Annotated in this window: 27 protein-coding genes; 20 read left to right on the forward strand and 7 right to left on the reverse strand. The window is 73.4% G+C overall.

The genetic code is table 11. The features are described from left to right. Positions 1 to 308: 308 nt before the first annotated feature. Positions 309 to 1352 carry a LacI family DNA-binding transcriptional regulator gene (locus tag AC07DA_RS09185; RefSeq protein ID WP_479126021.1) on the forward strand — a complete coding sequence of 348 codons (1044 nt, stop codon included), beginning with the start codon at positions 309 to 311 and terminating at the stop codon, positions 1350 to 1352. 153 nt (positions 1353 to 1505) lie between these two features. Continuing rightward, on the forward strand, positions 1506 to 1928 hold the full coding sequence (locus AC07DA_RS09190; RefSeq protein WP_479126023.1) for a RidA family protein: 423 nt from the start codon (positions 1506 to 1508) through the stop codon (positions 1926 to 1928). Positions 1929 to 1979: 51 nt separating this feature from the next. Here AC07DA_RS09190 and AC07DA_RS09195 read toward each other — a convergent pair whose 3' ends face one another. Both AC07DA_RS09195 and AC07DA_RS09200 read right to left on the reverse strand, forming a co-directional pair. Further along, positions 1980 to 2633, reverse strand: coding sequence for a ThuA domain-containing protein (locus tag AC07DA_RS09195; RefSeq protein ID WP_479126025.1), 654 nt, complete (start codon positions 2631 to 2633; stop codon positions 1980 to 1982). 92 nt (positions 2634 to 2725) lie between these two features. Continuing rightward, complete coding sequence (locus tag AC07DA_RS09200; protein WP_479126027.1) at positions 2726 to 3133, reverse strand: SRPBCC family protein; 408 nt, start codon at positions 3131 to 3133, stop codon at positions 2726 to 2728. Positions 3134 to 3243: 110 nt separating this feature from the next. Here AC07DA_RS09200 and AC07DA_RS09205 point away from each other — a divergent pair, with 110 nt between their 5' ends. Continuing rightward, positions 3244 to 3648, forward strand: coding sequence for a VOC family protein (locus AC07DA_RS09205; protein WP_479126029.1), 405 nt, complete (start codon positions 3244 to 3246; stop codon positions 3646 to 3648). On the opposite strand, the gene AC07DA_RS09210 is transcribed toward AC07DA_RS09205, so the two are convergent. Further along, positions 3628 to 4317, reverse strand: a complete 690-nt coding sequence (locus AC07DA_RS09210) for a helix-turn-helix domain-containing protein (RefSeq protein ID WP_479126031.1) — start codon at positions 4315 to 4317, stop codon at positions 3628 to 3630. The genes AC07DA_RS09205 and AC07DA_RS09210 overlap by 21 nt on opposite strands. A gap of 88 nt (positions 4318 to 4405) precedes the next feature. Next, positions 4406 to 5341, reverse strand: coding sequence for an AraC family transcriptional regulator (locus tag AC07DA_RS09215; RefSeq protein WP_479126033.1), 936 nt, complete (start codon positions 5339 to 5341; stop codon positions 4406 to 4408). An 81-nt stretch (positions 5342 to 5422) separates the two neighbouring features. Between AC07DA_RS09215 and AC07DA_RS09220 the strand changes: the two genes are divergently transcribed. Further along, a complete protein-coding gene (locus tag AC07DA_RS09220) occupies positions 5423 to 6292 on the forward strand; it encodes an NmrA family NAD(P)-binding protein (protein WP_479126035.1) in 870 nt (289 codons plus the stop codon). Between the two features lie 14 nt (positions 6293 to 6306). On the opposite strand, the gene AC07DA_RS09225 is transcribed toward AC07DA_RS09220, so the two are convergent. After that, entirely contained in the window at positions 6307 to 7464 is a 1158-nt protein-coding gene (locus AC07DA_RS09225) for a YihY/virulence factor BrkB family protein (protein WP_479126037.1), read from the reverse strand. A 110-nt stretch (positions 7465 to 7574) separates the two neighbouring features. Between AC07DA_RS09225 and AC07DA_RS09230 the strand changes: the two genes are divergently transcribed. The 15 genes from AC07DA_RS09230 (at position 7575) to AC07DA_RS09300 (ending at position 22433) form a co-directional block, all read left to right on the forward strand. Next, positions 7575 to 9221, forward strand: a complete 1647-nt coding sequence (locus tag AC07DA_RS09230) for an acyl-CoA dehydrogenase family protein (protein ID WP_479126038.1) — start codon at positions 7575 to 7577, stop codon at positions 9219 to 9221. 248 nt (positions 9222 to 9469) lie between these two features. Further along, positions 9470 to 10747: a GAF domain-containing protein gene (locus AC07DA_RS09235; RefSeq protein ID WP_479126039.1), complete on the forward strand. Its 1278-nt coding sequence runs from the start codon at positions 9470 to 9472 to the stop codon at positions 10745 to 10747. 175 nt (positions 10748 to 10922) lie between these two features. Continuing rightward, entirely contained in the window at positions 10923 to 12242 is a 1320-nt protein-coding gene (locus tag AC07DA_RS09240) for a hypothetical protein (RefSeq protein WP_479126041.1), read from the forward strand. A gap of 64 nt (positions 12243 to 12306) precedes the next feature. Then, positions 12307 to 12879, forward strand: coding sequence for a GNAT family N-acetyltransferase (locus AC07DA_RS09245; protein ID WP_479126043.1), 573 nt, complete (start codon positions 12307 to 12309; stop codon positions 12877 to 12879). A gap of 126 nt (positions 12880 to 13005) precedes the next feature. Next, on the forward strand, positions 13006 to 13089 hold the full coding sequence (locus tag AC07DA_RS09250; RefSeq protein ID WP_311241247.1) for a putative leader peptide: 84 nt from the start codon (positions 13006 to 13008) through the stop codon (positions 13087 to 13089). A 130-nt stretch (positions 13090 to 13219) separates the two neighbouring features. Continuing rightward, the gene (locus tag AC07DA_RS09255) at positions 13220 to 14917 is read left to right on the forward strand and encodes a nitrite/sulfite reductase (protein ID WP_479126045.1); all 1698 of its coding nucleotides are present in this window, start codon (positions 13220 to 13222) and stop codon (positions 14915 to 14917) included. Further along, on the forward strand, positions 14914 to 15093 hold the full coding sequence (locus AC07DA_RS09260) for a hypothetical protein (protein ID WP_479126047.1): 180 nt from the start codon (positions 14914 to 14916) through the stop codon (positions 15091 to 15093). The genes AC07DA_RS09255 and AC07DA_RS09260 overlap by 4 nt, the downstream gene beginning before the upstream one ends. Beyond that, entirely contained in the window at positions 15090 to 15800 is a 711-nt protein-coding gene (locus AC07DA_RS09265) for a phosphoadenylyl-sulfate reductase (protein WP_479126049.1), read from the forward strand. Before AC07DA_RS09260 ends, AC07DA_RS09265 begins: the two co-directional genes overlap by 4 nt. A 32-nt stretch (positions 15801 to 15832) precedes the next feature. Continuing rightward, positions 15833 to 16369, forward strand: a complete 537-nt coding sequence (gene cysC, locus AC07DA_RS09270; RefSeq protein WP_479126051.1) for an adenylyl-sulfate kinase — start codon at positions 15833 to 15835, stop codon at positions 16367 to 16369. Beyond that, positions 16366 to 17304, forward strand: a complete 939-nt coding sequence (cysD, locus tag AC07DA_RS09275; protein WP_392114127.1) for a sulfate adenylyltransferase subunit CysD — start codon at positions 16366 to 16368, stop codon at positions 17302 to 17304. Before cysC ends, cysD begins: the two co-directional genes overlap by 4 nt. Before the next feature lie 2 nt (positions 17305 to 17306). After that, a complete protein-coding gene (locus AC07DA_RS09280) occupies positions 17307 to 18641 on the forward strand; it encodes a sulfate adenylyltransferase subunit 1 (protein WP_479126054.1) in 1335 nt (444 codons plus the stop codon). Positions 18642 to 18863: 222 nt separating this feature from the next. Further along, positions 18864 to 19967, forward strand: a complete 1104-nt coding sequence (locus AC07DA_RS09285; protein ID WP_479126056.1) for an aliphatic sulfonate ABC transporter substrate-binding protein — start codon at positions 18864 to 18866, stop codon at positions 19965 to 19967. Positions 19968 to 20003: 36 nt separating this feature from the next. Next, complete coding sequence (locus AC07DA_RS09290; RefSeq protein WP_479126058.1) at positions 20004 to 20792, forward strand: ABC transporter ATP-binding protein; 789 nt, start codon at positions 20004 to 20006, stop codon at positions 20790 to 20792. After that, complete coding sequence (locus AC07DA_RS09295; RefSeq protein WP_479126060.1) at positions 20779 to 21675, forward strand: ABC transporter permease; 897 nt, start codon at positions 20779 to 20781, stop codon at positions 21673 to 21675. Before AC07DA_RS09290 ends, AC07DA_RS09295 begins: the two co-directional genes overlap by 14 nt. A gap of 5 nt (positions 21676 to 21680) precedes the next feature. Beyond that, entirely contained in the window at positions 21681 to 22433 is a 753-nt protein-coding gene (locus tag AC07DA_RS09300; RefSeq protein ID WP_479126062.1) for a sirohydrochlorin chelatase, read from the forward strand. 22 nt (positions 22434 to 22455) lie between these two features. Here AC07DA_RS09300 and AC07DA_RS09305 read toward each other — a convergent pair whose 3' ends face one another. Both AC07DA_RS09305 and AC07DA_RS09310 read right to left on the reverse strand, forming a co-directional pair. Next, on the reverse strand, positions 22456 to 23271 hold the full coding sequence (locus AC07DA_RS09305) for a GvpL/GvpF family gas vesicle protein (RefSeq protein WP_479126064.1): 816 nt from the start codon (positions 23269 to 23271) through the stop codon (positions 22456 to 22458). Between the two features lie 122 nt (positions 23272 to 23393). After that, a complete protein-coding gene (locus AC07DA_RS09310; RefSeq protein WP_479126066.1) occupies positions 23394 to 23948 on the reverse strand; it encodes a DUF1697 domain-containing protein in 555 nt (184 codons plus the stop codon). Positions 23949 to 24288: 340 nt separating this feature from the next. On the opposite strand from AC07DA_RS09310, the gene AC07DA_RS09315 reads away from it, so the two are divergent. After that, positions 24289 to 26538: an MMPL family transporter gene (locus AC07DA_RS09315; RefSeq protein ID WP_479126068.1), complete on the forward strand. Its 2250-nt coding sequence runs from the start codon at positions 24289 to 24291 to the stop codon at positions 26536 to 26538. The last annotated feature ends 210 nt before the right edge of the window (positions 26539 to 26748 follow it).

Raw genomic sequence — 26748 nt, forward strand, 5'->3', positions numbered from 1 at the left:
TACGGCATCAGTGGTGAGGCGAGCGTCGCCGCCGGCACGAGGTCCCGCCCGGGCCGGATCCGGCTGCGGGGCCGGCCCGGGCCGCGGACTTCACGGGTTCCGGCGGACGTGGACACCCAAGTGAGGGGGTTGTTCGGGGTTTCGAAAGTTTTGACCGGCGTGAACCCGTGAATCCGCCCGTCTTCCCGCCGTCCTGCGCCACACCTACAGTAGGAAGCGCTTTCTGCCGGGTCGGAGCCGGACCGCGGCGGTCAGCGCTGGTCGAAACTTTCCACGGCCCTCGGGCGGGCCGGAGAGGCGGGTTCCCGATGGTGCGTACGGCGAGTGCGAGCGCGGCGGCCGGTCCGACGCTGGCGGTCGTGGCCCGCGAGGCGGGGGTCTCGGTGCCGACCGCCTCGAAGGTGGTCAACGGCCGCGAGGACGTCGCGCCCGAGACCCGCCGCCGCGTCACCGAGGCGCTCGACCGGCTCGGTTACGTGCGCAGGCCCCGCTTCGACGCGGCGAAGGCACCGAGGCTCGTCGACCTGGTCGTGCACTCGCTGGAGAGTTCCTGGTCGGGCGCCGTGCTGCACGGGGCGGAGGAGGCGGCGCACGACGCGGGCCTCGAGGTCGTGGTGTCGGCCGCGCTGACCCGTTCCCGGGCGGGGCGCCCGGAACGCGGCTGGCTGGACAAGCTCGTCGCCCGGGGCTCCGCCGGGGTGCTGTTCAACCTGGCCGAGCTGAGCGCCTCGCAGTACGCCTGGCTCGAACAGCACCGGATCCCGTTCGTGATGATCGATCCGGTGCAGGAACCGCCGGAGGGCGTGGTGTCGGTGGGGGCGGCGAACTGGCAGGGCGGTCTGACGGCCACCGAGCACCTGCTCCGCCTGGGACACCAGCGGATCGCCGTGGTCGCGGGGTCCCGGCGCACCCTGTGCAGCAGCGCCCGGGTCGCCGGCTACCGCTCGGCGCTCGCGTCCGCCGGGGTCCGGCAGCGATCCGAGTACGTCCGCCACGCCGGGTTCGACGAACTCCAGGCCCGGCGCCGCACGCTGGAGCTCCTCGACCTGCCCGAGCCGCCGACGGCCGTGTTCGTCTGCTCGGACCGGATGGCCCTGGGGGTCTACCAGGCCCTCGCCGAACGGGGGTTGAGGGTCCCGGACGACGTGAGCGTGGTCGGCTTCGACGACCTGCCGGAGGCGCGCTGGGCGTCCCCGGCGCTGACCACGGTCCGCCAGCCACTGGCGGAGATGGCCGCGACGGCCCTGCGGTCGCTGCTGCGCCTGATGGACGGGCACCGGCCGGAGAGCACCCGGACGGAGCTGTCGACGCGCCTGGTGGAACGGGCGAGCACGGCCGCGCCGGGGGTGTAGGGGGAGTCCCGCCCCTGCGGACGGCGGGCGTTCGTGACGCGCGTGCGCCGGGAGCCCGCCACGCGCGGAATGCGGCCGTGGACGCCGGGAGTTGGCAGGAGGGACAGGGCCGCCGCGGGCGGCGGCCGCACACCGCGAAAGGACTGCCCGGTCATGACGCGCGACTCGCGCACGATCACCAATCCGGCCACGCTCCACGACCCCACCCCGTTCGGCTACAGCCACGCCGTCTCGGCCCCCGGCGAGACGGTCTTCATCGCCGGCCAGTACGCGTCCGACGCCACCGGCGCGCCCGTGCCGGGGGACTTCGCCGCACAGGTCGACCTGGCCTTCGACCGGCTGCGGTCGGCGCTGGAGGGGGTGGGGCTGGGCTTCGAACACGTCGTCCGGCTCGGCACGTTCGTCGTCGACCACGACCCCGGCAAGCTGGAGGTGCTCGGCAAGGCCCTGCACACCCGCTTCGGCGACCGGCTCCCGGCGCAGACCCTGAGCGGCGTCGCCTCACTGGCCCTGCCCGGCATGCTGTTCGAGGTCGACGCGGTCGCGGTCCGCCCCGCGGTGCCGGACGCCGGCTGAGCGTCGCCTCCCCGCCCCGCTCCGGCGCACTCGGCGGCCGCGCTGCCCCTGTCAGGGCAGGGGCAGCGCGGCCGCCCAGGAGATGCCGCCCAGCAGGTGCGCCCGGAAGACGGGGTCGTCGTAGGCCTCCGGGGCGTGCCCGAGGGCCGTGTAGAAGACCCGGCCCCGGCCGTGGTCGCGGCACCAGACCAGGGGGTGGTCCTCGCCCATGCCGCCGCCCTCGTAGGAGGACTCGTCGGCGGTGACCAGGACGCGGACCGAGCCGCGCGGGTTGGTGCGGAAGTCGTACCACTCGTCGGTGAAGTCCCAGACCGCGGGCAGGTGCCGGGTCGCCGGGTGGTCGTGGTCCTCGACGACGGCCCTGCCGGGCTGGAGGCGGGGGTGCCGGTCGAACCACGTGCCGAGCAGTTCGCCGTAGTACGGCCAGCCGTACTCCGTGCACGCCGCCGCGTGGACGCCGGCGAAGCCGCCGCCCGACTCGACGTACGCGGCGAGCCGCTCCCGGCCGGCCGGGGTGAGGATGTCGCCGCTGGTGGAGAGGAAGACGACGGCCGCGTAGCCGTCCAGGGGCCGTTCCAGGGCCGCCGGGTCCTCGGTGGCGTGCACCTCGAACGCGCCGAGGGCGCGCAGGGCGGCGACGCCGGCCGGGATGGAGTCGTGCCGGTATCCGGTGGTGCGGGTGTGGACGAGCAGTCGTGGTGCCATGGCACCCGAACCTAGGAGATCCGGGTCGGCCGGGAGGGCGCGGGGCCGCCGAAAACTTTCGCCCCCACGGGCTCCGGCCTCCCCTGCCGCCCTCAGCCCCGTTCCATCACCCGCTTGAGCGTGGCCAGGTCGGCGGAGACCGCCTCCGCGTCGCGGCGGAACTCCTCGTCGCTCGTCCCCGGCTGCCGGCGCAGGGTGAACACCACCTCGCAGCCGGGCCCGTCGGCGATCACCCGCATGGGGTTGTGCACGGTCTGCCCCGAGGGCAGCGTGACGTCGTGGTCGAGTACGCCGAAGTCGTTGCGGGGCGCGAAGTCCACCACGATCCGCCCCAGGGGCGACTCCCCCACCCACCGGCCGTCCACCGGCCGCAGGGAGCTCGCCAGTCCGGGTGCCCAGTCGGGGATGTGGGCGGGGTCGCGGGCGTAGTCGTAGACCTCCCGCGGCGGGCGGTCGATGGAGACGCTCAGGTGCCTCGATGGCCGTGTCGTGGTCGTCATGGCGGCGACGCTACGGGCCGGCCGCGGGGCGGTCTTGGACGGATCGGACAGTGCCGCCGGTGTCCGTTTCCTTCAAGACCGGTCGCCGCGGGCCCGCCTACGGTGCGCCCATGACCGCACGATTCGATGCCATCGGCCTGGTCGTCTCCGACATGGCCGCTTCCGTCGCCTTCTACCGCCGGCTCGGGTTCGCCTTCCCCGAGGACGCCGGGCGGCAGCCGCACACCGAGGCCGGGCTGCCCGGCGGGCTGCGGCTGATGCTCGACACCGAGGAGACGGTCCGCTCCTTCCTGCCCGCGTGGCAGGCCCCGCCGGGCGGGGGCCGGGCCTCGCTGGCGCTGCGGTGCGACGGACCTGACGAGGTGGACGCGCTGTACGCGGAGCTGACCGGCGCCGGCTACCGCGGTGAGCTCAAGCCCTGGGACGCCTTCTGGGGCCAGCGGTACGCCGTGGTGCTCGACCCGGACGGCAACGGCGTGGACCTGTTCGCCCCGCTAGCCGCCGCGGGGCAGTAGCTCGCTCAGCGTCAGCCCGGCCAGCTCCTTCACGTCCCGCGCCAGATGCGCCTGGTCGGCGTACCCGGCCCGGACGGCCGTCTCCGCGAAGGGCGTGCCGGCCCGGGCCAGCGCGAGGGCGCGGCGCAGCCGCAGGATGCGGGCCAGGGTCTTGGGTCCGTAGCCGAACGCGGCCAGGGAGCGGCGGTGCAACCGGCGTGCCCCGATGCCGAGTTCGTCGGCGGTGGCGGCGACCGGGCGGCCCGCGTCGAGGGCGGCGACGACCTGCCGCAGCAGCGGGTCCGGGGGGTCCGTGTCGGCCGCCCGCCGCAGCGCCAGCTCCTCCAGGCCGCTCCCGGGGTCGGGTGCCGCGTGCACGCGGGCGGCCAGCCTGCGCACCTCGGAGGCGGGCCACAGGTCCGCGAGTTCGACGCGGCGGTCGCGCAGCTCGTGCGCGGGGACGCCGAGGAGCGCCGGGGCCGTGCCCGGCGGGAAGCGGATGCCGGACCAGGGGCCGCCCGCGCCGCCGGTGAGGTACGCCCGGGTGTCCGGTCCGGCGACCAGCAGCCGCCCGTCGTGCCAGAGCAGGTCCATGCACCCGTCCGGCAGCACCCGCCCCGCCCCGGACCGCTCCGGGGTGTTGGTCCACACGACCGCCCCGGCGAGCCGCGACGCCCGTTCCGCATACACGTGGGCCAGGCTACGCCGCCGGCGTGCGGGACGGCGGCCCGCGCGGGCCGGGAGCCGGTCCGAGGGGCCGGGCCGGGACGCCGGGACCCTAGACCGGCCGCTGCCGGTACTCCGCCGGGCTCACCCCGTACACGCGCTTGAACGCCGTGGACAGGGCGAACGCGCTGCCGTACCCCACCGTGCGGGCCACCGCGCCGAGGGTGTCGTCGGAGCCGCGCAGGCGGTCGGCGGCGAGGGCGAGGCGCCAGCCGGTGAGGTACGTCATCGGCGGTTCGCCGACCAGGTCCGTGAAGCGGCGGGCGAGCGCGGCCCGGGACACCCCGGCCCTGGCGGCGAGCCCGGCGACCGTCCACGGGTGCGCGGGATCGTCCTGGAGCAGGCGCAGCACCCCGCCGACGACCGGGTCGGCCAGCGCCCGGTACCAGGCCGGCGCCGCCGCCTCCGGGCGGGCGAACCAGGCCCGCAGCGCGGCGATGACCAGCAGGTCCAGCAGGCGGTCCAGGACGACGTCCTGGCCGGGCTCGTCCCGCGCGACCTCCGCGCAGAGGTAGGGCGTGAGCGGGCAGTCCCACACCTCGGGCGTGAGCGTGAGCAGCGGCGGCAGGGCGTCCAGCAGCCGCCCGCCGATCTCGCCGGGCATCGGGTAGGTGCCGATCAGCAGGACGGTGGAGCCGTCGAGCCGGTCGCCCCAGGCACGCACGCCGAGGTCCATCGAGCCGTTGAGGGGCCGTCCGTCGGGGTGGCGGCACTCCTGGCCGGGCAGGATCAGCGCCTGCGGGGCGGTGTCGGGGGCGTCGGCGCAGGTGTACGGGTCGGGGCCGCGGGCGATGGCGAGGTCGCCGGCGCGCAGCCGGGTGCGTTCGCCCCGGTCGGGCACGACCCAGGCCTCGCCGCGCACGGCGAGCATCACGGTGAGCGGCGCGCGGTCCGCCACCCGGACCGCCCAGGGCGGGTCGAAGCACGCCCTGATCATGAACGCGCCGCGTGCCCGGGGGCCTTCGAGCAGGCCTGCGAGAGCGTCCATGCGGCCAGCGTAGACGCGGGCGTATGGGAACGAGCCGTTCAGCGATGGTTCCGTCCGGCGTGGGGCAGTTGAGTCGACGGCATGACGAACACGGCGCGCGGCGCGACACGGAACACGACGGGACCCGCCGAGGGCAGGACGCTGGTGGTGACGGGCGCCTCCGGCCGCACGGGCAGCCGGGTGGCGCGCGCCGCCGCTGCCGCCGGGCTGACCGTGCGGGCGGCGTCACGCGCGACCGGGTTCGACTGGTGGGACGGCTCGACCTGGGCGGACGCCCTGCGCGGTGCCGACGCGGCCTACCTCGCGGTCCCCTCGGACGTCGGGGCACCGGGTGCGGCCGAGGCGGTCGGGGCGCTCGCGCGGGAGGCGGCCGGGCTCGGGGTGCGGCGCCTGGTGCTGCTGTCCGCGCGGGGCGAGGACCAGGCCCTGCCCGCCGAGGAGGCGCTGCGCGCCTCGGGCGCGGACTGGACCGTGGTGCGGGCCGCGTGGTTCGCGCAGAACTTCAGCGAGGGTCCGCTGGCGGTGGAGCTGCGGGACCGCGGCGGACTGGTGTTCCCGGCCGACGGGGTGCGCGAGCCGTTCCTGGACGTGCGGGACGTCGCGGACGTGGTGGTCGCCGCGCTGACGGCCGGGGACCGGTACGCGGGGCGGATCCTCGCCCTGTCCGGTGGGCGGCTGCTGACCTTCGGGGAGGCGGTCGCGGAGATCGCGGCGGCGACGGGGCGGCCGCTGACGTACCGGCCGGTCACGACGCGGGACTACGGCGAGGTCCTGGCCGGGTTCGGGGTGCCGCCGCGGGAGGTGGAGGCCCTGACGGGGATCTTCGGCACGCTCCTCGACGGCCGCAACGCCCACCTCTCGCGCGGGGTCGAGGAGGTGCTGGGCCGGGCGCCCAGGGACTTCGCGGACTTCGTGCGGGAGGAGGCGGCGGCCGGCACCTGGCAGGCCTGAGACCGGCCGGCGCGTCACTTCTCGGCGGGCGGCTGCCCCTCCCCGTTGCCGTGGCTGTGGCCGTTCTTGGTGTGGGTGGACTTCACCTGCGTGCGCAGCCGGGCCGTGACGTCCTCCGGGGGCAGGAAGCGGGACCAGCGCTCGGGGAACTCGGACGGCATGTCGGGGTCGGTCTCGCCGCGGGCGGCGGCGCGCGCCACGTACTCGGCGACCTGCGCCTGCCGCATCCGCTCGTTGGCCTCGCGGGCCGCGGCCGTCGCGGCGGCCGGCCAGACCCGGTCGATGGCGGCGTTCACCGCGGCCCCGACGAGCACGGCGAACGCGGACACGCCGATCCACAGCAGGACGGCGACGGCGGCGGCGAGCGAGCCGTAGATGGTGGCGCCCTCGACGGTGTTCTGGAGGTAGATCCGCAGCAGGAAGCTGCCCAGCACCCACATGCCGAGGGCGACGAGCGCGCCGGGCACGTCCTCGATCCACGGGGAGCGCACCGGCACGGACACGTGGTACAGGGTGGTGAGGAAGACGATCGACAGCAGTATCACCACCGGCCAGTACAGGACCTGCACCACCGTCGTCGACCAGGGCAGGATGTCCACCACCGCGTCCGGGCCCGCCACCATCAGCGGCAGCGCGACCGAGCCGATCAGCAGGGCGACGATGAACAGCAGGAAGGCCAGCAGGCGGGTCTTGACGATGCCCCGGACGCCGTCGAGGCCGTACATCACGGTGATGGTGTCGATGAACACGTTCACCGCGCGGGAGCCCGACCACAGCGCGATCAGGAAGCCGAGGGAGATGACGTCGACCCGGCCGCCCTTCATCACGTCGTGCAGGATCGGCTCGGCGATCTCGCGCACGCCGCGGTCGGACAGCACCGTGCGCGAGGCCTCCAGGAGGTTGGTGCGCAGGCTCTGGATGGTGTCGGCGCCGGTCCAGGCGTCGACGTAGCCGAGCAGCCCGATCATGCTCAGCAGCAGCGGCGGCACCGACAGCAGCGTGAAGAAGGCGGCCTCGGCCGCGAGCCCCAGGATGCGGTACTCGATGCAGGAGTTGACGGTGTCCTTGAGCAGCAGCCAGGCGGTCCTGCGCTTGGAGACGTTCCGGTAGAGGGCCCGTGCCCGGTGGAGGCGCCCGGAGGGCGTGTCGGGGATTTCACTTGCTGGCTGCACCCCCTAACGGTATCCGTCGAGCCCGGCCCCACTCACCCACAGGCCGTCTCTTCGCCGGCCGGGCCGGGTCCGCTGGTGACCGGGGTGCTACCGCGGGGTACGTTCGCACCATGGCAGGCAGCACGCACCTCGTGACGAACCAGGTCCCGCCGCTGGTCGGGTACGACGTCTTCTCCGCGGACCGGGCCCTGGCCGCCGCGGTCGAACGGCATCTGGAGCCGGAGCTGCGCGAGGAGGTGCTCGGGGAGCTGTCGGCGCTCGGGCGGACCTCCGGCTCGGCCCAGGTGCAGGAGTGGGGCGCGCAGGCGAACGAGAACCCGCCGCGGCTGCGCACGCACGACCGGTACGGCCACCGCGTCGACGAGGTGGAATTCCATCCGGCCTGGCACCGGCTGCTCGGCAAGGGCGTCTCGGCCGGCCTGACCGCGGCCTGGGGACGGCCCGCGGGGCATCTGCGGCGGGCCGCCGCCTTCGTGGTGTGGACGCAGGTCGAGGCCGGCAACGGCTGCCCGCTGTCGATGACGCACGCGGCCGTGCCCGCCCTGCGCGCGGATCCGGACCTGGCCGCCGAGTGGGAGCCGCGGCTGACGTCCATGATCTACGACCGTGAGCTGCGGCCCGCGCACCTGAAGGCCGGGGCCCTGTTCGGGATGGCCATGACGGAGAAGCAGGGCGGCAGCGACGTCCGGGCCAACACCACCTCCGCGCGGCCGCTCGCCGAGGCGGGAACGTACGAGCTGACCGGGCACAAGTGGTTCTGCTCGGCCCCGATGTCCGACGGTTTCCTGGTGCTGGCGCAGGCCCCGCAGGGGCTGACCTGCTTCCTGGTGCCGCGGGTACTGCGGGACGGCACGCGCAACGTGTTCCTGATCCAGCGGCTCAAGGACAAGCTCGGCAACCGCTCGAACGCCTCCGCGGAGGTCGAGTTCGACGGGACGTGGGCGCGCCGGGTCGGCGAGGAGGGGCGCGGGGTGCGCACCATCATCGAGATGGTCGCGGCGACCCGGCTCGACTGCGTGTTCGGCTCGGCCGGACTGATGCGGCAGGCGGTGGCGCAGGCCGTGCACCACAGCGCCCACCGCGAGGCGTTCGGCGGCAAGCTCGTCGACAAGCCGCTGATGCGCAACGTCCTCGCCGACCTCGCGATCGAGTCGGAGGCGGCGACGACCCTGGCGCTGCGGCTGGCGGCGGCCTGCGACGACGGCGGCGAGCAGGAGCGGGCCCTGCTGCGGATCGCGGTGCCGGCGGCCAAGTACTGGGTGACCAAGCGGTGCCCGGCGGTCGCGGTGGAGGCCGCGGAGTGCCTGGGCGGCAACGGCTACGTCGAGGAGTCCGGGATGCCGCGGCTGGTGCGCGAGTCGCCGCTGAACTCGATCTGGGAGGGCGCGGGCAACGTCCAGGCGCTCGACGTGCTGCGGGCGCTGCGGCGGGAGCCGGGGGCGTTCGACGCCTACCTGCGGGAGGTCGGTCAGGCGCGCGGCGCCGACCACCGGCTGGACGGGGCCATCAAGAACCTGCTGACCGAACTCGCCGACCTGGAGGGCGTGGAGGGCCGGGCGCGGCGCCTGGCGGAGCGGCTCGCGCTGGTGCTCCAGGGCTCGCTGCTGGTGCGTTTCGCGCCACCGGAGGTCGCCGACGCGTTCTGTGCCGCGCGGCTGGGCGGCGACGGGGGCGCGGCCTTCGGGACGCTGCCGCACACGCTCGGCCTGGCGTCGGTGGTGGAGCGGGCCCGGCCGGAGACCGACGCGGCGTCCTGACCCGCGCGCGGGGAGCGGGGGTGGTGCTGCGCCGACACGGCACCACCCCCGCCGCACTGGCCCGTTCGAGCCGCTGAACGCCGCTCGGGACGGCGCGGCTCAAGTTTCGGTCAGGGCCGGGCCGTCCACCAGGGTTGCAGGGGGTTGCAACTTGCTGGTGACTGTGTGCGGACTGTGCCCGCACCCCCCGGGGCAGACGGCACTATGAGACAGACGGTCAAAAATGCAACTTCGGGGGGCGCACGCGCATGGACGTCACGCACCTGGCCGCTGTGGACACCACGCGCGCGGCCCGGGTCCTGAGCGAGGTCCGTTCCGCCCGGCTGTCCGGGCAGCCCTCCCCCGTGCGGCCACGGCCCGTGATCGAGCAGTCCTGGGAACGCATGCTGCGCAGCGGCGTCGATCCCGAGCGCGACGTCCGGGCGGATCCGCTCTCCCGCGAGGAGGTGCAGCGGCGGCGCGAGGCGTCGGCGCTGCGCCACGTGCTGCCGGTGCTGCGGCAGGGCCTGCTGGCCGCGGCGGACATCGCCCACCACATCATGGTCGTGGCCGACGAGGACGGCCGGGTGCTGTGGCGCGAGGGCAGCGCGCCGGTGCTGCGCCGGGCGGACGGGCTCGGCTTCGAACTGGGCGCGGACTGGCGGGAGAGTGTCGTCGGCACCAACGGCCTGGGCACGCCGGCGGTGGTGCGCCGGCCCGTCCAGGTCTTCGCTTCGGAGCACTTCGTGCGCTCCCAGGCCGGCTGGACGTGCGCCGGCGCTCCCCTGACGGATCCGCGGGACGGCCGGCTGCTGGGCGTGGTGGACGTCAGCGGGCCGCTGGAGACGATGCATCCGGCCACGCTCTCCTGGGTCGACTCGGTGGCCAAGCTCGCCGAGGCCCGGCTGCGGGAGATGCACGTGGAGTCCCTGGAGCGGCTGCGTGCGGTGGCGGCACCGGTGCTGGCCCGGCTCGGCGGGCGTGCCCTGGCCGTCGACGCGGACGGCTGGACGGCCGCGGTGAGCGGGATGCCGTACACGCGGCGCGTGGCCCTGCCCAAGTCGCTGTCGGCGGGCCCGAGATGGCTGCCGGCGCTCGGGCTGTGCGCGGTGGAGCCGCTGGCGGGGGGCTGGCTGCTGCGGCCGGCGGCCGGCGAGCCCGTGCCGCGCGGCGGGAGCAGGATCGTGCTGGACCTCGGGCAGGCGCGGCGCTGGTCGGTGCGGGTGACCGGCGGGGCGGGCTCGTGGACCAGGGAACTGAGTCCCCGGCACGCCGAGTTGCTGTACCTGCTCGCCGTGCACCGCTCCGGCCGCAGCGCCTCGGGCCTGGCCGCGGACGTGTTCGGCGACCCGGACCGCACGGTGACGGTGCGCGCCGAGATGTCGCGGGTACGGCGCTATCTGGGGGCGTTCCTGGAGCACCGGCCGTACCGGTTCGCCGAGGACGTGGAGGTCGAGGTGCTGCTGCCGGACGACCCGGGTGATCTGCTGCCGCACTCGACCGCGCCGGCGGTGACGCGGCTGCGTCGGTCCCCGGTGGCGCCCTGAGCTTCACGCGCTGTGGAGCCCGGGCCGCCCCGAGGAGTGCATCTTTCGCATATTTGCGGGGTCTTCGTCCGCCGCCCCCTCCCCCTGCCGTAGCATCCCTGTACGGGCCACCCCACCTGCTCCTCCGTCAACGCACGGATCACAAGGCGCAGTTGGTCCGCCTCGGGAGGACGTTATGAAGCATCGCGGCAGACACCGGCGGCGCAGGCGGGGCAGGGCGCTGCGCGCGACCCTGGCCGGGACGGCCCTCGCGCTCACCGCCGCCGCCACCATGATCAGCGCCTCGCAGGCCACCGTCGCCGACGCCCCCGGGGCCCTGCGGCCGGTCGGGGCCGAGACCGGACGGCTGCCGCTGGCCGAGCAGCGGGTGCCCGGGCCGTGGCTCGACCGGCTCGCGTCGCGGATGGGACGGCCCGTCGGCGTCAGTGCGGTGCTGGAGGGCGCCGATCTGCCGCTGCGCAACGCGGCGGACTGCGCCGGCCCCGAGAAGCACAGCCTGCCGGTGGAACCGGCGGCCACGCGCGCCTACTGCTTCGGCGCCTCCGACACCCGGGGCTGGCGGCCCGGCGCGGTCACCACCTCGGGCGACGCGGACGACGACGGCCGCTGGGCCGGCAACCGCGTGGTGCTGTCCGGCTGGAGCCGCGGCGGCGCCGGGGGCGGCTCCCTCGACGGCCCGGACCCCGGGCGGGGTCTGGCCAAGGTCGCCTTCGTCGACGCGAACGACCCCGCCCGGCTGCGCTACACCTGGGCCCTGCTGGCGGTCCCGGTGGACGGCGGGCGGGACTACCGGGGCCTGGTCTCCCCGCTGTCCGGGATGGTCTGGTACCAGGACAAGCTGCTGGTGACGACCCGCGAGGGCGACCGGGACGCGCTGTACGTGTACGACCTGGACCGCATCCAGCGCGCCACCGTGGACACCGACGCGGTCGGCCGGGTCCGGGGCGGCTGGGCGGCGCACGGCTCCCGGTACGTGCTGCCCGCCGTCGGCTCCTACACCCTGCCCGGCCGTGCGGCGCCGCGTCCGGCCGCCGTGTCCCTGGACCGCAGCACGGCCCCGGACAGCCTGGTCGCGAGCGAGTGGGTCCCGGCGGACGGTGACCGCCCGACCCGGCTGTGGCGCTACGCGCTCAGCCGCGATCCCGCCCGCTCCGGTCTGCTGGCCACGGGCTCGGCGGGGCGCGCGGAGCCGGTCGAGGCGTACGAGACGAAGACGGCCGATGTGCGCGGGGTGATGGCCTACCGCTCGGCCTGGTACCTGGACCGCGCGGCGGGCTCCCCGGGCGGGCACGGCACGCTGTGGCGCCAGGACGCGGAGGGGGCCCGGGCGACGGAGTGCGGGACGGACGGGACCCGGCACTGCTGGAGCGGCCGGTCGGGTGCGCTGTCCTACTGGGAGGAGACCGGCGAGGTGTGGTCGCAGTCCGGGCGGATGCTGTTCGCGCTGCCGCTGGCCTCCGTCGACCGGGCACTGGGCGGATCGACGGACGAGTAGGGACGAGCGGGCCCGGCACCCGGCCGATCGACAGACGCGTGGGCCGGATGGTTTTCTGGCCCGCATGACCACCATCGCCGTGACCACCTGGTCCCTGGAGCAGACCGCGCCGACCGACCTGCTGCCGGCCGCCGCGCCGGAGGGGGACGTGCGGATCGTCCGCTCCGAGGTGCCCTCCCCCGAGTTCAGCCGTTTCCTGTACGCCTCGGTGGGCGGCGACATCTGCTGGACCGACCGGCTCAGCTGGTCGTACGACCGCTGGCGCGAGCACCTGGAGCGGCCGGGCGTGGAGACGTGGGTCGCGTACGACCGGGGCACGCCCGCCGGGTACGTGGAACTGGAGGCGCAGGACGACGCGGTCGTGGAGATCGTGTACTTCGGGCTGCTGCCCGCGTTCCGCGGCCGGCGCATCGGCGGACACCTGTTGTCGTACGGCACGGCCCGGGCCTGGGACCTGGCCGACCGCTGGGCGGGACTGGCCCCGACGAAGCGGGTCTGGCTGCACACCTGCAGCAAGGACGGTGAGCACGCGATGGACAACTACCAGCGCCGCGGCTTCAAGCTGTTCGACACCAAGGTCGAGGAGGAAGCGGAGGTCTCGGCTCCAGGACCGTGGCCTGGAGCGTTCCCGGCCTGACCTGCCCGGACACCGCCGTACGGCCCGATGTGACCCAGGACACCCTTGTCTCGCCCTACGAGACAAGGGTGTCCGCATCTCGGACAAAGCTGGACTGTGTCCAGATCGCCATGACACGCTTCCGTCATGTCTGGAACTGGAATCGCCTTGGTGAGTCGACGGCACGTCGACCTCGGCCGCATGTCCAGCGCCATCTGTCCGGCGCACTGAGAGCACTCAGCACGCGCCCGGCATCCCCTTTTCTCGTCTCGTTCCCGCGCAATGACGCGCACGTATGCCCATGCGCCCGCACGCGCAGGTCAGAGCCGCATTTCCGCCTGTCCCGAAGGACGTATCCACCATGGCCGCCACCCCGCAGAAGCCTGCCGCCGCGACTCCCCGCCGCAAGGTGAGCCGTCACCGCGGTGAGGGCCAGTGGGCCGCGGGGCACTTCACCCCGCTGAACGGCAACGAGCAGTTCAAGAAGGACGACGACGGTCTCAATGTGCGGACACGCATTGAGACGATCTACTCCAAGCGGGGCTTCGACTCGATCGACCCGAACGACCTGCGCGGCCGGATGCGCTGGTGGGGTCTGTACACCCAGCGCAAGCCCGGCATCGACGGCGGCAAGACGGCCGTCCTGGAGCCGGAGGAGCTGGACGACGAGTACTTCATGCTGCGGGTGCGCATCGACGGCGGGGCGCTGACCACGCGGCAGCTGCGCGTCATCGGCGAGGTGTCGCAGGAGTTCGCGCGCGGGACGGCCGACATCACCGACCGGCAGAACGTCCAGTACCACTGGATCCGGATCGAGGACGTGCCCGAGATCTGGAACCGGCTGGAGGGCGTGGGCCTGTCCACCGTCACCGCCTGCGGCGACACGCCGCGCGTGATGATCGGCTCCCCGGTGGCGGGCATCGCCGAGGACGAGATCATCGACGCCACCCCGGCCCTGGAGGAGATGAAGCGCCGGGTGCTGAACAACCCGGCGTACTCCAACCTCCCCCGCAAGTTCAAGACGGCCATCTCGGGCTCGCCGCTGCTGGACGTGGTGCACGAGATCAACGACGTCGCGTTCGTCGGCGTCCGCCACCCCGAGCACGGCCCCGGGTTCGACGTGTGGGTCGGCGGCGGCCTGTCCACCAACCCCAAGCTGGGCGTGCGGCTGGGCGCCTGGGTGCCGATCGATGACGTCCCGGACGTCTACGAGGGCGTCATCTCCATCTTCCGCGACTACGGCTACCGCCGGCTGCGCAACCGCGCCCGCCTGAAGTTCCTCGTCGCCGACTGGGGCGCGGAGAAGTTCCGGCAGGTGCTGGAGGACGAGTACCTGGGGCGCAGGCTGACCGACGGGCCCGCCCCGGAGCAGCCGTCCAGCCAGTGGCGCGACCACATCGGGGTGCACCGGCAGAAGGACGGCCGCTTCTACGTCGGCTTCGCCCCGCGCGTGGGCCGCGTCGACGGCGCGACGCTCACGAAGATCGCCGACCTCGCCGAGGCCCACGGCTCGGGCCGGGTGCGTACCACCGTCGAGCAGAAGATGATCGTCCTCGACGTCGAGCAGGACAAGGTCGACTCGCTCGTGGAGGGCCTGGAGGCGCTGGACCTCACCGCCCGGCCGTCCTCCTTCCGGCGCGGCACCATGGCCTGCACCGGCATCGAGTTCTGCAAGCTGGCCATCGTCGAGACCAAGCAGCGCGGCGCGCAGCTCATCGACGAACTGGAGCGGCGCCTGCCGGAGTTCGACGAGCCGCTCACCATCAACCTCAACGGCTGCCCCAACGCCTGCGCCCGCATCCAGGTCGCGGACATCGGTCTCAAGGGCCAGCTGGTCCTCAACGACCGGGGCGAGCAGGTCGAGGGCTACCAGGTGCACCTGGGCGGCGCGCTCGGCCTGGAGGCCGGTTTCGGCCGCAAGGTGCGCGGCCTGAAGGTCACCTCCGACGAACTGCCGGACTACATCGAGCGCGTGCTGAAGCGGTTCCAGGCGGAGCGCGAGGACGGCGAGCGGTTCGCCGCCTGGGCGGCCCGGGCCGGCGAGGAGGCCCTGTCGTGAGCGAGCGGATGGCCCCGTTCTACTGCCCGTACTGCGGGGACGAGGACCTGCGGCCGAGTGAGGAGGGACACGGCGCGTGGGAATGCGCGGCGTGCAGCCGGGCCTTCCAGCTGAAGTTCCTGGGCCTGCTGGCTCGGGGGCAGCAGCGATCCGACTCCGGAGGGGAACGGATATGACGACCGCTCAGGAAGAGCGCACCACCGAAGAGCTGAAGGCGCTCGCCGAGCAGGCGGGCCGCGACCTGGAGGACGCCTCAGCGCTGGAGATCCTCCAGTGGGCCGCCGGCACGTTCGGCAAGCGGTTCTGCGTGACCTCGTCCATGGAGGACGCGGTGGTCGCCCACCTCGCCTCCCGCGCCATGCCCGGCGTCGACGTCGTCTTCCTCGACACCGGCTACCACTTCGAGGAGACCATCGGCACCCGTGACGCGGTCGACGCCGTGATGGACGTCAACGTCATCACGCTCACCCCGCGCCAGACGGTCGCCGAGCAGGACGCCGAGTACGGGCCGAAGCTGCACGACCGCGACCCCGACCTGTGCTGCAAGCTGCGCAAGGTCCGGCCGCTGGAAGAGGGCCTGAAGGGCTACCAGGCCTGGGCGACCGGCCTGCGCCGCGACGATTCCCCGACCCGGGCGGACACCCCGGTGGTCGGCTGGGACGACAAGCGGCAGAAGGTCAAGATCTCCCCGATCGCCCGCTGGACGCAGGACGACGTGGACGCCTACGTCACCGAGCACGGCGTGCTGACCAACCCGCTGCTGATGGACGGCTACGCCTCCGTCGGCTGCGCCCCCTGCACCCGCCGGGTCCTGGAGGGCGAGGACGCCCGGGCGGGCCGCTGGGCGGGCCGGGCCAAGACCGAGTGCGGGCTGCACGGATGACGACCACGACTCAGACGATTCAGGAGACTCACGTGACCACCGGAGCCACCGTCTGGCTCACGGGTCTGCCGAGTGCGGGCAAGACCACCATCGCCCACGAACTGGCCGGCCGGCTGCGCGAGCGGGGCCGCCGGGTCGAGGTGCTCGACGGCGACGAGATCCGCGAGTTCCTCTCCGCGGGCCTCGGCTTCAGCCGCGAGGACCGGCACACCAACGTGCAGCGCATCGGCTTCGTCGCCGAACTGCTCGCCCGCAACGGCGTGCTGGCCCTCGTCCCGGTCATCGCGCCGTACCGGGACAGCCGGGAGGCGGTACGCAAGCGGCACCAGGCGAACGGCACCGGCTACGTCGAGGTGCATGTCGCGACACCCGTCGAGGTGTGCAGCGAGCGGGACGTGAAGGGCCTGTACGCCAAGCAGGCCGCGGGCGAGCTGACCGGCCTCACCGGGGTCGACGACCCGTACGAGGAGCCCGCCTCGCCCGATCTGCGGATCGAGTCGCAGCACCAGACCGTGCAGGAGTCCGCGGCGTCGGTGTACGCCCTGCTGACCGAAAGGGGACTGGCATGACGACCACCGTCGCCACCGTGTCCGAGGAGACCGGCAGCCCGTACGCGCTGTCGCACCTCGACGCCCTCGAGTCCGAGGCGGTGCACATCTTCCGCGAGGTGGCGGGCGAGTTCGAACGGCCGGTGATCCTCTTCTCCGGCGGCAAGGACTCCATCGTCATGCTGCACCTGGCGCTGAAGGCGTTCCGCCCGGCGGCGGTGCCGTTCTCCCTGCTGCACGTGGACACCGGGCACAACTTCCCCGAGGTCCTCGACTACCGCGACCGCACGGTCGCGAAGCACGGGCTGCGGCTGCACGTGGCCTCCGTGCAGGACTACATCGACCGCGGGGTGCTCAAGGAGCGCCCGGACGGCACCCGCAACCCGCTGCAGACGCTGCCGCTGACCGAGAAGATCCAGGCGGAGAGGTTCGACGCGGTCTTCGGCGGCGGGCGCCGCGACGAGGAGAAGGCCCGCGCCAAGGAGCGGGTGTTCTCGCTGCGCGACGAGTTCTCCCAGTGGGACCCGCGCCGCCAGCGCCCCGAGCTGTGGAACCTGTACAACGGCCGCCACGCCCCCGGCGAGCACGTGCGCGTCTTCCCGCTGTCCAATTGGACCGAGCTGGACGTGTGGCAGTACATCGCCCGCGAGGGCATCGAACTGCCGGAGATCTACTACGCGCACGAGCGCGAGGTGTTCCGGCGCGCCGGCATGTGGCTGACCGCCGGCGAGTGGGGCGGGCCGAAGGACGGCGAGACCGTCGAGAAGCGGCTGGTGCGCTACCGGACCGTCGGTGACATGTCCTGCACCGGCGCGGTGGACTCCGACGCCGACACGATCGAGAAGGTGATCGTGGAGATCGCCGCCTCCCGGCTCACCGAGCGCGGCGCGACCCGCGCCGACGACAAGATGTCCGAGGCCGCGATGGAAGACCGCAAGCGCGAGGGGTACTTCTAGAGATGAGCACGATCACGACCGAGGAGCTCTCGGCCACCACCCTGCTGCGGTTCGCCACCGCCGGTTCCGTCGACGACGGCAAGTCCACCCTGGTGGGCCGGCTGCTGCACGACTCCAAGTCGGTCCTCACCGACCAGCTGGAGGCCGTGGAGCGCGCCTCCGCGAGCCGCGGCCAGGACGCCCCGGACCTCGCGCTGCTGACGGACGGCCTGCGGGCCGAGCGGGAGCAGGGCATCACCATCGACGTGGCCTACCGCTACTTCGCCACGCCCCGGCGGCGGTTCATCCTCGCCGACACCCCCGGGCACGTGCAGTACACGCGGAACATGGTCACCGGCGCCTCCACCGCCGAGCTGACGGTGATCCTGGTCGACGCCCGCAACGGCGTCGTGGAGCAGACCCGCCGGCACGCCGCCATCGCCGCCCTGCTGCGCGTGCCGCACGTGGTCCTCGCGGTCAACAAGATGGACCTCGTCGGCTACGCGGAGAAGGTGTTCGCGGGAATCGCCGAGGAGTTCACGGCGTACGCGACCGAGCTGGGCGTGCCGGAGGTCACCGCGATCCCGATCTCGGCGCTGGTCGGCGACAACGTGGTGGACCCGTCCTCGCACATGGACTGGTACGGCGGCCCGACCGTGCTGGAGCACCTGGAGACCGTGCCGGTCAGCCACGACCTCAGCCACTGCCACGCCCGGCTGCCCGTGCAGTACGTGATCCGGCCGCAGAGCGCGGACCACCCCGACTACCGGGGGTACGCCGGCCAGATCGCGGCCGGTTCGTTCCGCGTGGGCGAGCAGGTCACGGTGCTGCCGTCGGGCCGCTCCACGAAGATCTCCGGTATCGACCTGCTCGGTGAGCCGGTCGACGTCGCCTGGACCACCCAGTCGGTGACCGTCCTGCTGGAGGACGACATCGACGTCTCGCGCGGCGACCTGATCGTGCCCAGCAAGGACGCGCCCCCGACCACGCAGGACATCGAGGCGACCGTCTGCCACGTCGCGGACGCGCCGCTGACCGTCGGCCACCGCGTGCTGCTCAAGCACGGCACGCGCACGGTCAAGGCGATCGTCAAGGACATCCCCTCCCGGCTCACGCTCGACGACCTGTCCCTGCACCCGCACCCGGGGCAGCTCGTCGCCAACGACATCGGCCGGGTCAAGATCCGCACCGCCGAGCCGCTGCCGGTCGACTCCTACGCCGACTCGCGGCGCACCGGCTCGTTCATCCTGATCGACCCGAACGACGGCACGACCCTGACCGCGGGCATGGTCGGCGAGTCCTTCGCCGCCCCCGAGCCGGTCAAGGACGAGTCGGACGACGACGGGTGGGACTTCTGACATGACGTCCCCCGACTTCTACTCCACGTTCGCGAAGGAGGGCGGCCGCGTCGGCAGCGGTGCGCTCGGCAGCGGGCAGGGCGGAGTGGCGCGATGTGTGCGCTGACGTACGCGCACCGCATGCGCGCCCGCACCCCCCACCGCCGTAGACGCAAACCTGCCGACCTCCCGGCCACGACCTGAAAGACCGTGACCGCCGGGCCAACGAGAGGAACACCTCCCGTGCCTGCTCCCTCCGCCGTGCGCCGCAGCCTCGCGGTCATCGCCGCGCTTCCCCTGCTCACCCTGGCCGCCTGCGGCTACGGTTCCCAGGCCAAGGACGACGGCGCCGCCAAGGTCGCCGCCGGGGCAAAGAAGATCGACGGCCTCGACACCGTCAAGATCGGTTACTTCGGCAACCTGACCCACGGCACCGCTCTGGTGGGGGTCCAGAAGGGCTTCTTCCAGGAGGCTCTGGGCGGCACCAAGGTCGAGTCGGCCGTCTTCAACGCCGGCCCCTCGGAGATCGAGGCGCTCAACTCCGGCTCCATCGACATCGGCTGGATCGGCCCCTCCCCCGCCATCAACGGCTACACCAAGTCCGGCGGCAAGAACCTGCGCATCATCGGCGGTTCGGCGTCCGGCGGGGTCAAGCTCGTGGTGAACCCGGACAAGATCAAGTCCCTGAAGGACGTCAAGGGCAAGCGGATCGCGACCCCGCAGCTGGGCAACACGCAGGACGTGGCGTTCCTCAACTGGGCCGCGGAGCAGGGCTGGAAGGTCGACCCGCAGAGCGGCAAGGGCGACGTCACGGTCGTCCGCAGCGACAACAAGGTCACCCCGGACGCCTTCAAGGCCGGGTCCATCGACGGCGCGTGGGTGCCGGAGCCGACCGCGTCGAAGCTGGTCGCCGAGGGCGGCAGGGAGCTGCTCGACGAGGCGACGCTGTGGCCGGACAAGAAGTTCGTGATCACGAACATCATCGTGCGGCAGGAGTTCCTCCAGAAGCACCCGAAGGTCGTCGAGGCCGTCCTCAAGGCCTCGGTCACCACCAACAAGTGGATCAACGCCAACCCGGACGCGGCCAAGGAGGCGGCGAACGAGCTCCTGGAGAAGGAGACCGGCAAGGCGCTGCCCGCCGAGGTGCTGGACCCGGCGTGGAAGTCGATCCGGTTCACCGACGACCCGCTGGCCTCGACCCTCAGCACCGAGGCGGAGCACGCCGTCAAGGCGGGGCTGCTGGAGGAGCCGGACCTGAAGGGCATCTACGACCTCGCGCCGCTGAACAAGGTCCTCGAGGCCGAGGGCGAGCCCGCGGTCGACGACGCCGGTCTCGGCGTCAAGTAAGCCCGCAACCCGACCAGTTCCCAGGAGGTGACGACCATGGCCACGACCCTCGCCAAGGCCGCCGACGGCACCGAGGCGGCCACGCACGCCGCCCGGATCGAGCACGTCTCGAAGTCGTTCGCGGGCCCCGCCGGGCAGCAGCTCGTCCTCGACGACATCACCCTCGATGTCGCGCCCGGCGAGTTCGTCACCCTCCTGGGGGCCTCGGGCTGCGGCAAGTCCACGCTGCTCAACCTGGTGGCGGGCCTCGACCGCCCCAGCGCCGGCGACATCACGACGGACGGCCGCCCGGCGCTCATGTTCCAGGAGCACGCGCTGTTCCCGTGGCTGACCGCGGGCAAGAACATCGAACTCGCCCTGAAGCTGCGGGGCGTACCGAAGGCGGAGCGCCGCGACCGGGCCGAGGAACTGCTCGAACTGGTCCGGCTCAAGGGCGCGTACGGCAAGCGGGTGCACGAGCTGTCGGGCGGCATGCGCCAGCGGGTCGCGCTGGCCCGGGCGCTCGCGCAGGAGAGCCGGCTGCTGCTGATGGACGAGCCGTTCGCGGCGCTCGACGCCATCACACGGGACGTGCTGCACGACGAGCTGACCCGCATCTGGCGCGAGACGCGGGTGTCCGTCCTGTTCGTCACGCACAACGTGCGCGAGGCGGTCCGGCTCGCGCAGCGCGTGGTGCTGCTGTCCTCCCGCCCGGGGCGCATCGCCCGCGAGTGGACGGTGGACATCCCGCATCCGCGCCGCATCGAGGACACCGCCGTCGCGGAACTGTCCGTCGAGATCACCGAAGAACTGCGTGGGGAGATCCGCCGTCATGGCCAGCACTGATTCGACGACCGTCGCCAAGGACGGCAACGATCTCGCCGGTCTTGAGGCCGGCCTCGACGCGCTGGAGACGCGGCAGACGAGCCGCACACCGTTCCGGCAAACCTTCACCGAGAAGATCCTGCCGCCCGTCCTCGCCGTCGCGCTGGTGCTGGCGGTCTGGCAGGCCCTCGTCTCCTTCAGGATCGTCGACGATCCGACGAAACTGCCCTCGCCGTCGGCCGTCTGGGACGTCGTGCACACGGCGTGGCTCCAGGGCGAGCTGCTCGGCTACATCTGGACCAGCGTCTCGCGCGGCCTGCTGGGCTTCTGCTTCGCGCTGGCGATCGGCACGCCGCTGGGCCTGATCGTGGCCCGGGTGAAGTTCGTCCGCGCGGCGATCGGCCCGATCCTGTCGGGCCTGCAGTCCCTGCCGTCGGTCGCCTGGGTGCCGCCGGCGGTGATCTGGCTGGGCCTGAACAACTCGATGATGTACGCGGTGATCCTGCTCGGCGCCGTCCCGTCCATCGCCAACGGCCTGGTGTCGGGCGTGGACCAGGTGCCGCCGCTGTTCCTGCGCGCGGGCCGCACGCTCGGCGCGACCGGCCTGAAGGGCACCTGGCACATCGTCCTGCCGGCCGCCCTGCCCGGTTACGTGGCGGGTCTGAAGCAGGGCTGGGCCTTCTCCTGGCGCTCCCTGATGGCGGCCGAGATCATCGCGTCCTTCCCCGACCTCGGCGTCGGACTCGGCCAGTTGCTGGAGAACGGCCGCAACGCCAGCGACATGGCCATGGTCTTCGAGGCGATCCTGCTCATCCTGATCGTCGGCATCGCGATCGACCTGCTGATCTTCAGTCCGCTGGAGCGGTGGGTGCTGCGCAGCCGCGGCCTGCTGGTGAAGAGCTGAGTCCCATGACGCACCGGCCCGTCCTCCTCGTCATCGCCCACGGCAGCCGCGACCCGCGGCACGCCGCGACGGTGCACGCCCTGGTGCGCCGGGTGCGCTCGCTGCGCCCCGACGTCCGGGTGGAGACCGGGTTCCTGGACTTCAACGTGCCCTCGGTGCAGGGCGTGCTGGAGTCCCTGGCGGTCCAGGGCGTCCGCGACGTGGTCGCCCTGCCCCTGCTGCTCACCCGCGCCTTCCACGCCAAGGCCGACATCCCGGCGGTCCTCGCGGACGCGCCGCCGCAGCTGCGCGTCCGCCAGGCGGAGGTCCTGGGCCCCTCGCCGCTGCTGCTCGCGGCCCTGGAACGGCGCCTGCACGAGGCGGGGCTGACCTTCGCCGACAAGTCCTCGACCGGGGTCGTGCTGGCCTCGGCGGGGTCCACCGACCCGGAGGCGATCGCAGTGATCGCGGACATCGCGCGGGAGTGGCGGCACACCGGTTGGTGCGCCGTGCGGCCTGCGTTCGCCTCCGCTGGTTCTCCCGCGGGGTTCCCGCGCACGGAGGACGCCGTCCGCGAACTGCGCGCCCTCGGCTGCGCCCGGATCGCCGTCTCCCCCTACGTCCTGGCCCCCGGTTTCCTCCCCGACCGCATCGCCCGGGGCGCGGCCGAGGCGGACGTCCTGGCGGGCGTCCTGGGCGCGGCGCCGGAGGTGGCGCGCGTGCTGCTGGAGCGGTACGAGGCGGCCCGCAGGCCGGCGCTGGCGGCCGTGAGCGCCTGACACCCGGTCGCCGTCCCGCGGATCACGGCGCCGGTTCCGGCTGGAGGGCGAAGGAGTACGGCGCCCAGGGGCCGGTGACCTCCACGCGCAGGCCGGGGGTGGCGCGGGCGGCCGCCAGGACGCCCGCGCGGAAGGCGTCCACGCGGTCCCGGGGGACGAGGTAGGCGTCGTTGCCCATGTTGGTGCCGGGGGCGGAGCCCGCCGGGCCGCCGCGTTCGGGGGCGTGGGCGACGCGGTCGACGGCGAGGGCACCGGCGGTCTCGGTGAGGCGGACGGCGGCCTGGGCGACCGCGCGCCAGGCCTCCTCGTTCCTGCGGTGTCTGCGGCGGCGGATCGCCAGGCAGGCACGGCCGACCCCGAGGCCGGGGGCCGTCTCCCGGCCCGGGTCCTGGGCGGTTCCGGGTGGGGTGATGTCCGGGGCGGCGTAGATCTTCACGCCGAGTTCGACATGGCCGGTGAGCCGGTCCAGCAGGGACAGGAAGTAGGCGCGGCGGGTGTCGAGGGCCTCGCGCGCGCGGGCCTCGTCGCGGTAGACGGTGGCGAGGCGCAGCGGGAGGACGGCGGCGCCGGAGGCCACCAGGGCGGCCACCACCGCGTGGTGGGAGCGGACGGTGGACTCCATCCAGTCCAGGTCGTCCAGGTGGTCGCGCAGCGGCGCGTCGCCGTAGTCGGCGGGCGGGACACGGCCCACGGCGAAGGCCAGGGGCGGGGTGCCGGTCGCGGGGTCGACCAGGCGGATCGGTTCCCCGGCGACGCCGCGCAGGTGTGCGGCCGCCGCGGTGGCCTCGGGGGTGCGGCGCAGGACCGCGTAGGCGTAGACGAGGTTCGTGTCGGTCATGGTCCGGGCTCCCTGTCGCTGGCCGTGCGTGTCCGCTCGCGAGACTCCGTTCTCGTGCCGTCCGTCCGTCCGTAGGTACGGCGGTGGCGGCGCGGATGTTCACGCGAACACCGGCCGGGGGGTCACGCCGTCGGTGCCGTCATCTCCACCAGCTTGAGCACGGTGTTCCAGTTGCGGGTCGTGGCGACGACCCCCTTGGTGAGGCGCGGCTTCGCCAGGTGTTCGGCCAGCTTGGAGCGGCCCAGGCCGTTCGGCGCGTACAGGTACAGGGCGCGGTCGCCGAGACGGAACTCCTCGGGCGCGTAGGCGGCCTGGTCGATCTCCGCGAAGCGGTCGGGGGTGACGGCCGCGGAGAAGTAGGTGACGTGCAGTTGCTTGGGCTCCAGGCCGGCGGCCGGGAACGGGCAGTCCTCGGCGATCGCCCGCAGATAGGCGTGGTCGCGCACGATCACGTCGACGCCGAAGCCGAAGTGCCGCTCGATGCCGTGCGCGAGCTTGGCGGCCAGCGACTGCTCGTCGCCGTGCCCGCTGGAGAAGGCGGCCTGGCCGCTCTGCAGGTAGGTGCGTACGTCGTCGTAGCCCAGGTTCCGCAGGAGGGCGCGCAGATCGGCCATGGGGACCCTTCTGCTGCCGCCCACGTTGATCCCGCGCAGCAGGGCCGCATACATCGTCGTCATCCGCCCACCCTAGGACGGCCGTCGTGCCCCGTGGGGGTGGGCACGACGGCCGCGGCGGGCGGCTGCCCGGCCCCGTAAATTACTCACCGGTCATCCGGGGGCACAACCGTCTGCTCAGGATCCACACACCCGAGGAGCCCGGAATGTCCGCCGATAGGTGTAAGGGGCCACAGTCCGTGGGGGTCCTCCCCAGTGGGGAGGGGGCCGGGTCCATCGGGATGAGTTCCGGCCGTGCGGCTTCACCGGCCAGCACGACGAGATGACCTTATCCGGCCCCTACCTTCGAGACGACAGGGGGCGGCAGGGGGCCGCCGCCGCATCACGAGGGGGCAAGCCCGTCATGGGGAACGGAGAAACACGGGTGCGGGGCCTCGCCGCCCGGGCCGGCGGCTGGAGCGCCCGGCACCGATGGGCTGCCGTCGGCATCTGGGTGCTGTTCGTCGTCCTGGCGATGGGGCTCGGTTCGGCGGCCGGCCGGGTCGACGTCAAGGACAGCGACCAGCTCAAGGGGGAGACGCACACCGCCGCGCGGATCATCGAGGACGCCGGGATCGAGGAGCCGGCCAGTGAGACGGTGCTGATCCAGGCCGGTGGCGACGGACCGAAGGCGACGGACGCCGAGTTCCGCGAAGCCGTCGCCGCGGTCGTCCGGGCCGTCGAGGCTACCGGCCGCGTCACCGACGTGACGTCGCCGTACGACGCCGGGACCATCTCGAAGGACGGGCGCAGCGCGCTCGTGCAGTTCGACATGCGGGGCGCGTCCGACACAGCCGGCGAGCGGGTGGAGCCGGTGCTGGAGGCCGTCGAGGGCGTCCAGCGGGAGCACGAGTCGCTGCGGATCGCGGAGATCGGCGGCGCCAGCATGATGAAGACGTTCGACGACGCGTTCGGGGACGACTTCAAGAAGGCCGAGTACTCGGCGGTGCCGGTGGCCTTCGGCATCCTGCTGATCGCGTTCGGCGCGCTGGTCGCGGCGCTGCTGCCGGTGGCGCTGGCGCTCACCGCGATCATGGCGACGATGGGCCTGATGGCCGTCGTCAGCCATGTCATGCCGATGAGCGACACCGCCAACTCCGTGATGCTGCTGGTGGGTCTGGCGGTCGGTGTCGACTACTGCCTGTTCTACCTGCGCCGCGAGCGCGAGGAGCGCGAGGCCGGCCGGGACGCGCAGACGGCGTTGCGGATCGCCGCGGCGACCAGTGGCCGGGCGATCGTCGTCTCCGGCGTCACGGTGTGCGTGGCCATGGCGGGCATGCTGTTCACCGGGCTCGCCGAGTTCGAGGCGATGGGGCTGGCCTCGCTGATGGTCGTCGCGGTGGCGATGGTGGGGTCCGTGACCGTCCTGCCCGCGCTGCTGTCGCTGCTCGGGGAGCGCGTGGAGAAGGGCCGCATACCGTTCCTGCGCCGGCGCAAGCGGGGCGGCGGCCAGGACAGCCGGTTCTGGACGGCCGTGCTGCGGCGCGTCCTGGCCCGGCCGGTGATCTCCGTGGTGGTGGCGGCCGGTGCGCTGCTGGCCATCGCGGCGCCCGCGCTCGGCATGAAGACGCAGCAGCTCACGCTGGACCAGGAGTTCGGGGACTCGCTGCCGATCGTGCAGACGTACAACCGGCTCAACGACGCCTTCCCGGGCGGCTCGGAGCCCGCCGAGGTGGTCGTCAGGGCGGACGACATCAACGCGCCCGAGGTGCAGTCCGCGCTCGCCGGCTTCCGGGAGCGGGCGATCAGTTCGGGGGCCTCGCGCGGCCCGGTGGAGATCAAGCTGCACGACGCGCAGAACGTGGCGTTCGTCTACGTGCCGCTGGTGGGCGGCTCCGACCTGGACAAGGCCGGGGTGAGCCTGGACAAGCTGCGCGACGAGGTGCGTCCGGCCACGCTCGGCAAGGTCGACGGGGTGGAGGCGCCGATCACCGGGCAGGTGGCCGGGTCGAAGGACTTCAACGACCAGCTGGCCGGTGCCGTCGTACCGGTGTTCGCGTTCGTCGTGGTGTTCGCCTTCGCGCTGATGCTGCTGTCGTTCCGCTCGCTGACGATCGCGCTGACGTCGATCGTGCTGAACCTGCTGTCGGTGGGCGCCGCGTACGGCATCCTCGTGGCGGTGTTCCAGCACGGCTGGGGCGCGTCCCTGGTCGGCGCCGAGGGCGTCGGCGCGATCATCACCTGGCTGCCGCTGTTCCTCTTCGTGATCCTGTTCGGTCTGTCGATGGACTACCACGTCTTCGTGGTCTCCCGGATCCGCGAGGCCCGGCTGCGCGGCCTGCCGACGACCGACGCGATCCGGCACGGCGTGGTCACCACGGCCGGGGTCGTCACCAGCGCCGCGGTCATCATGGTCGCCGTGTTCGCCATCTTCGGGACGCTGTCCATGCAGTCCATGAAGCAGATGGGCGTGGGGCTGGCGGCCGCGGTGCTCATCGACGCGACGATCATCCGCGGTGTGCTGCTGCCGGCGGTGATGGCGCTGCTCGGCGAGCGCAACTGGTACCTGCCGAAGTGGCTGCACCGGCTGCCGGACCTCACCCACGACGAGACGCCGCAGGCTATCGCGGAACCGGCGGCACGCGACGACGAGGGCGAGCCCGTCAGGGTGTGACGGCACGGGACCGCGGCGGGACCCGTCGGCTTCCCCGGGGGTCGGGCGGCACGCGCGGGCGCCACGCCCGACGACGCCCGCCTGCCCCCCACCCGCCGGGCCGTCACGCTCCACCGACGGCCCGGCGCGCGGCACCCGGCGCGAACTCGCCCCGGTGGGACGCCAGTTCGCCGTCGATGAGGTCGGCGGCACGACACGCGCCGCTCATCG

Source organism: Streptomyces sp. NPDC044921 (assembly GCF_056432865.1).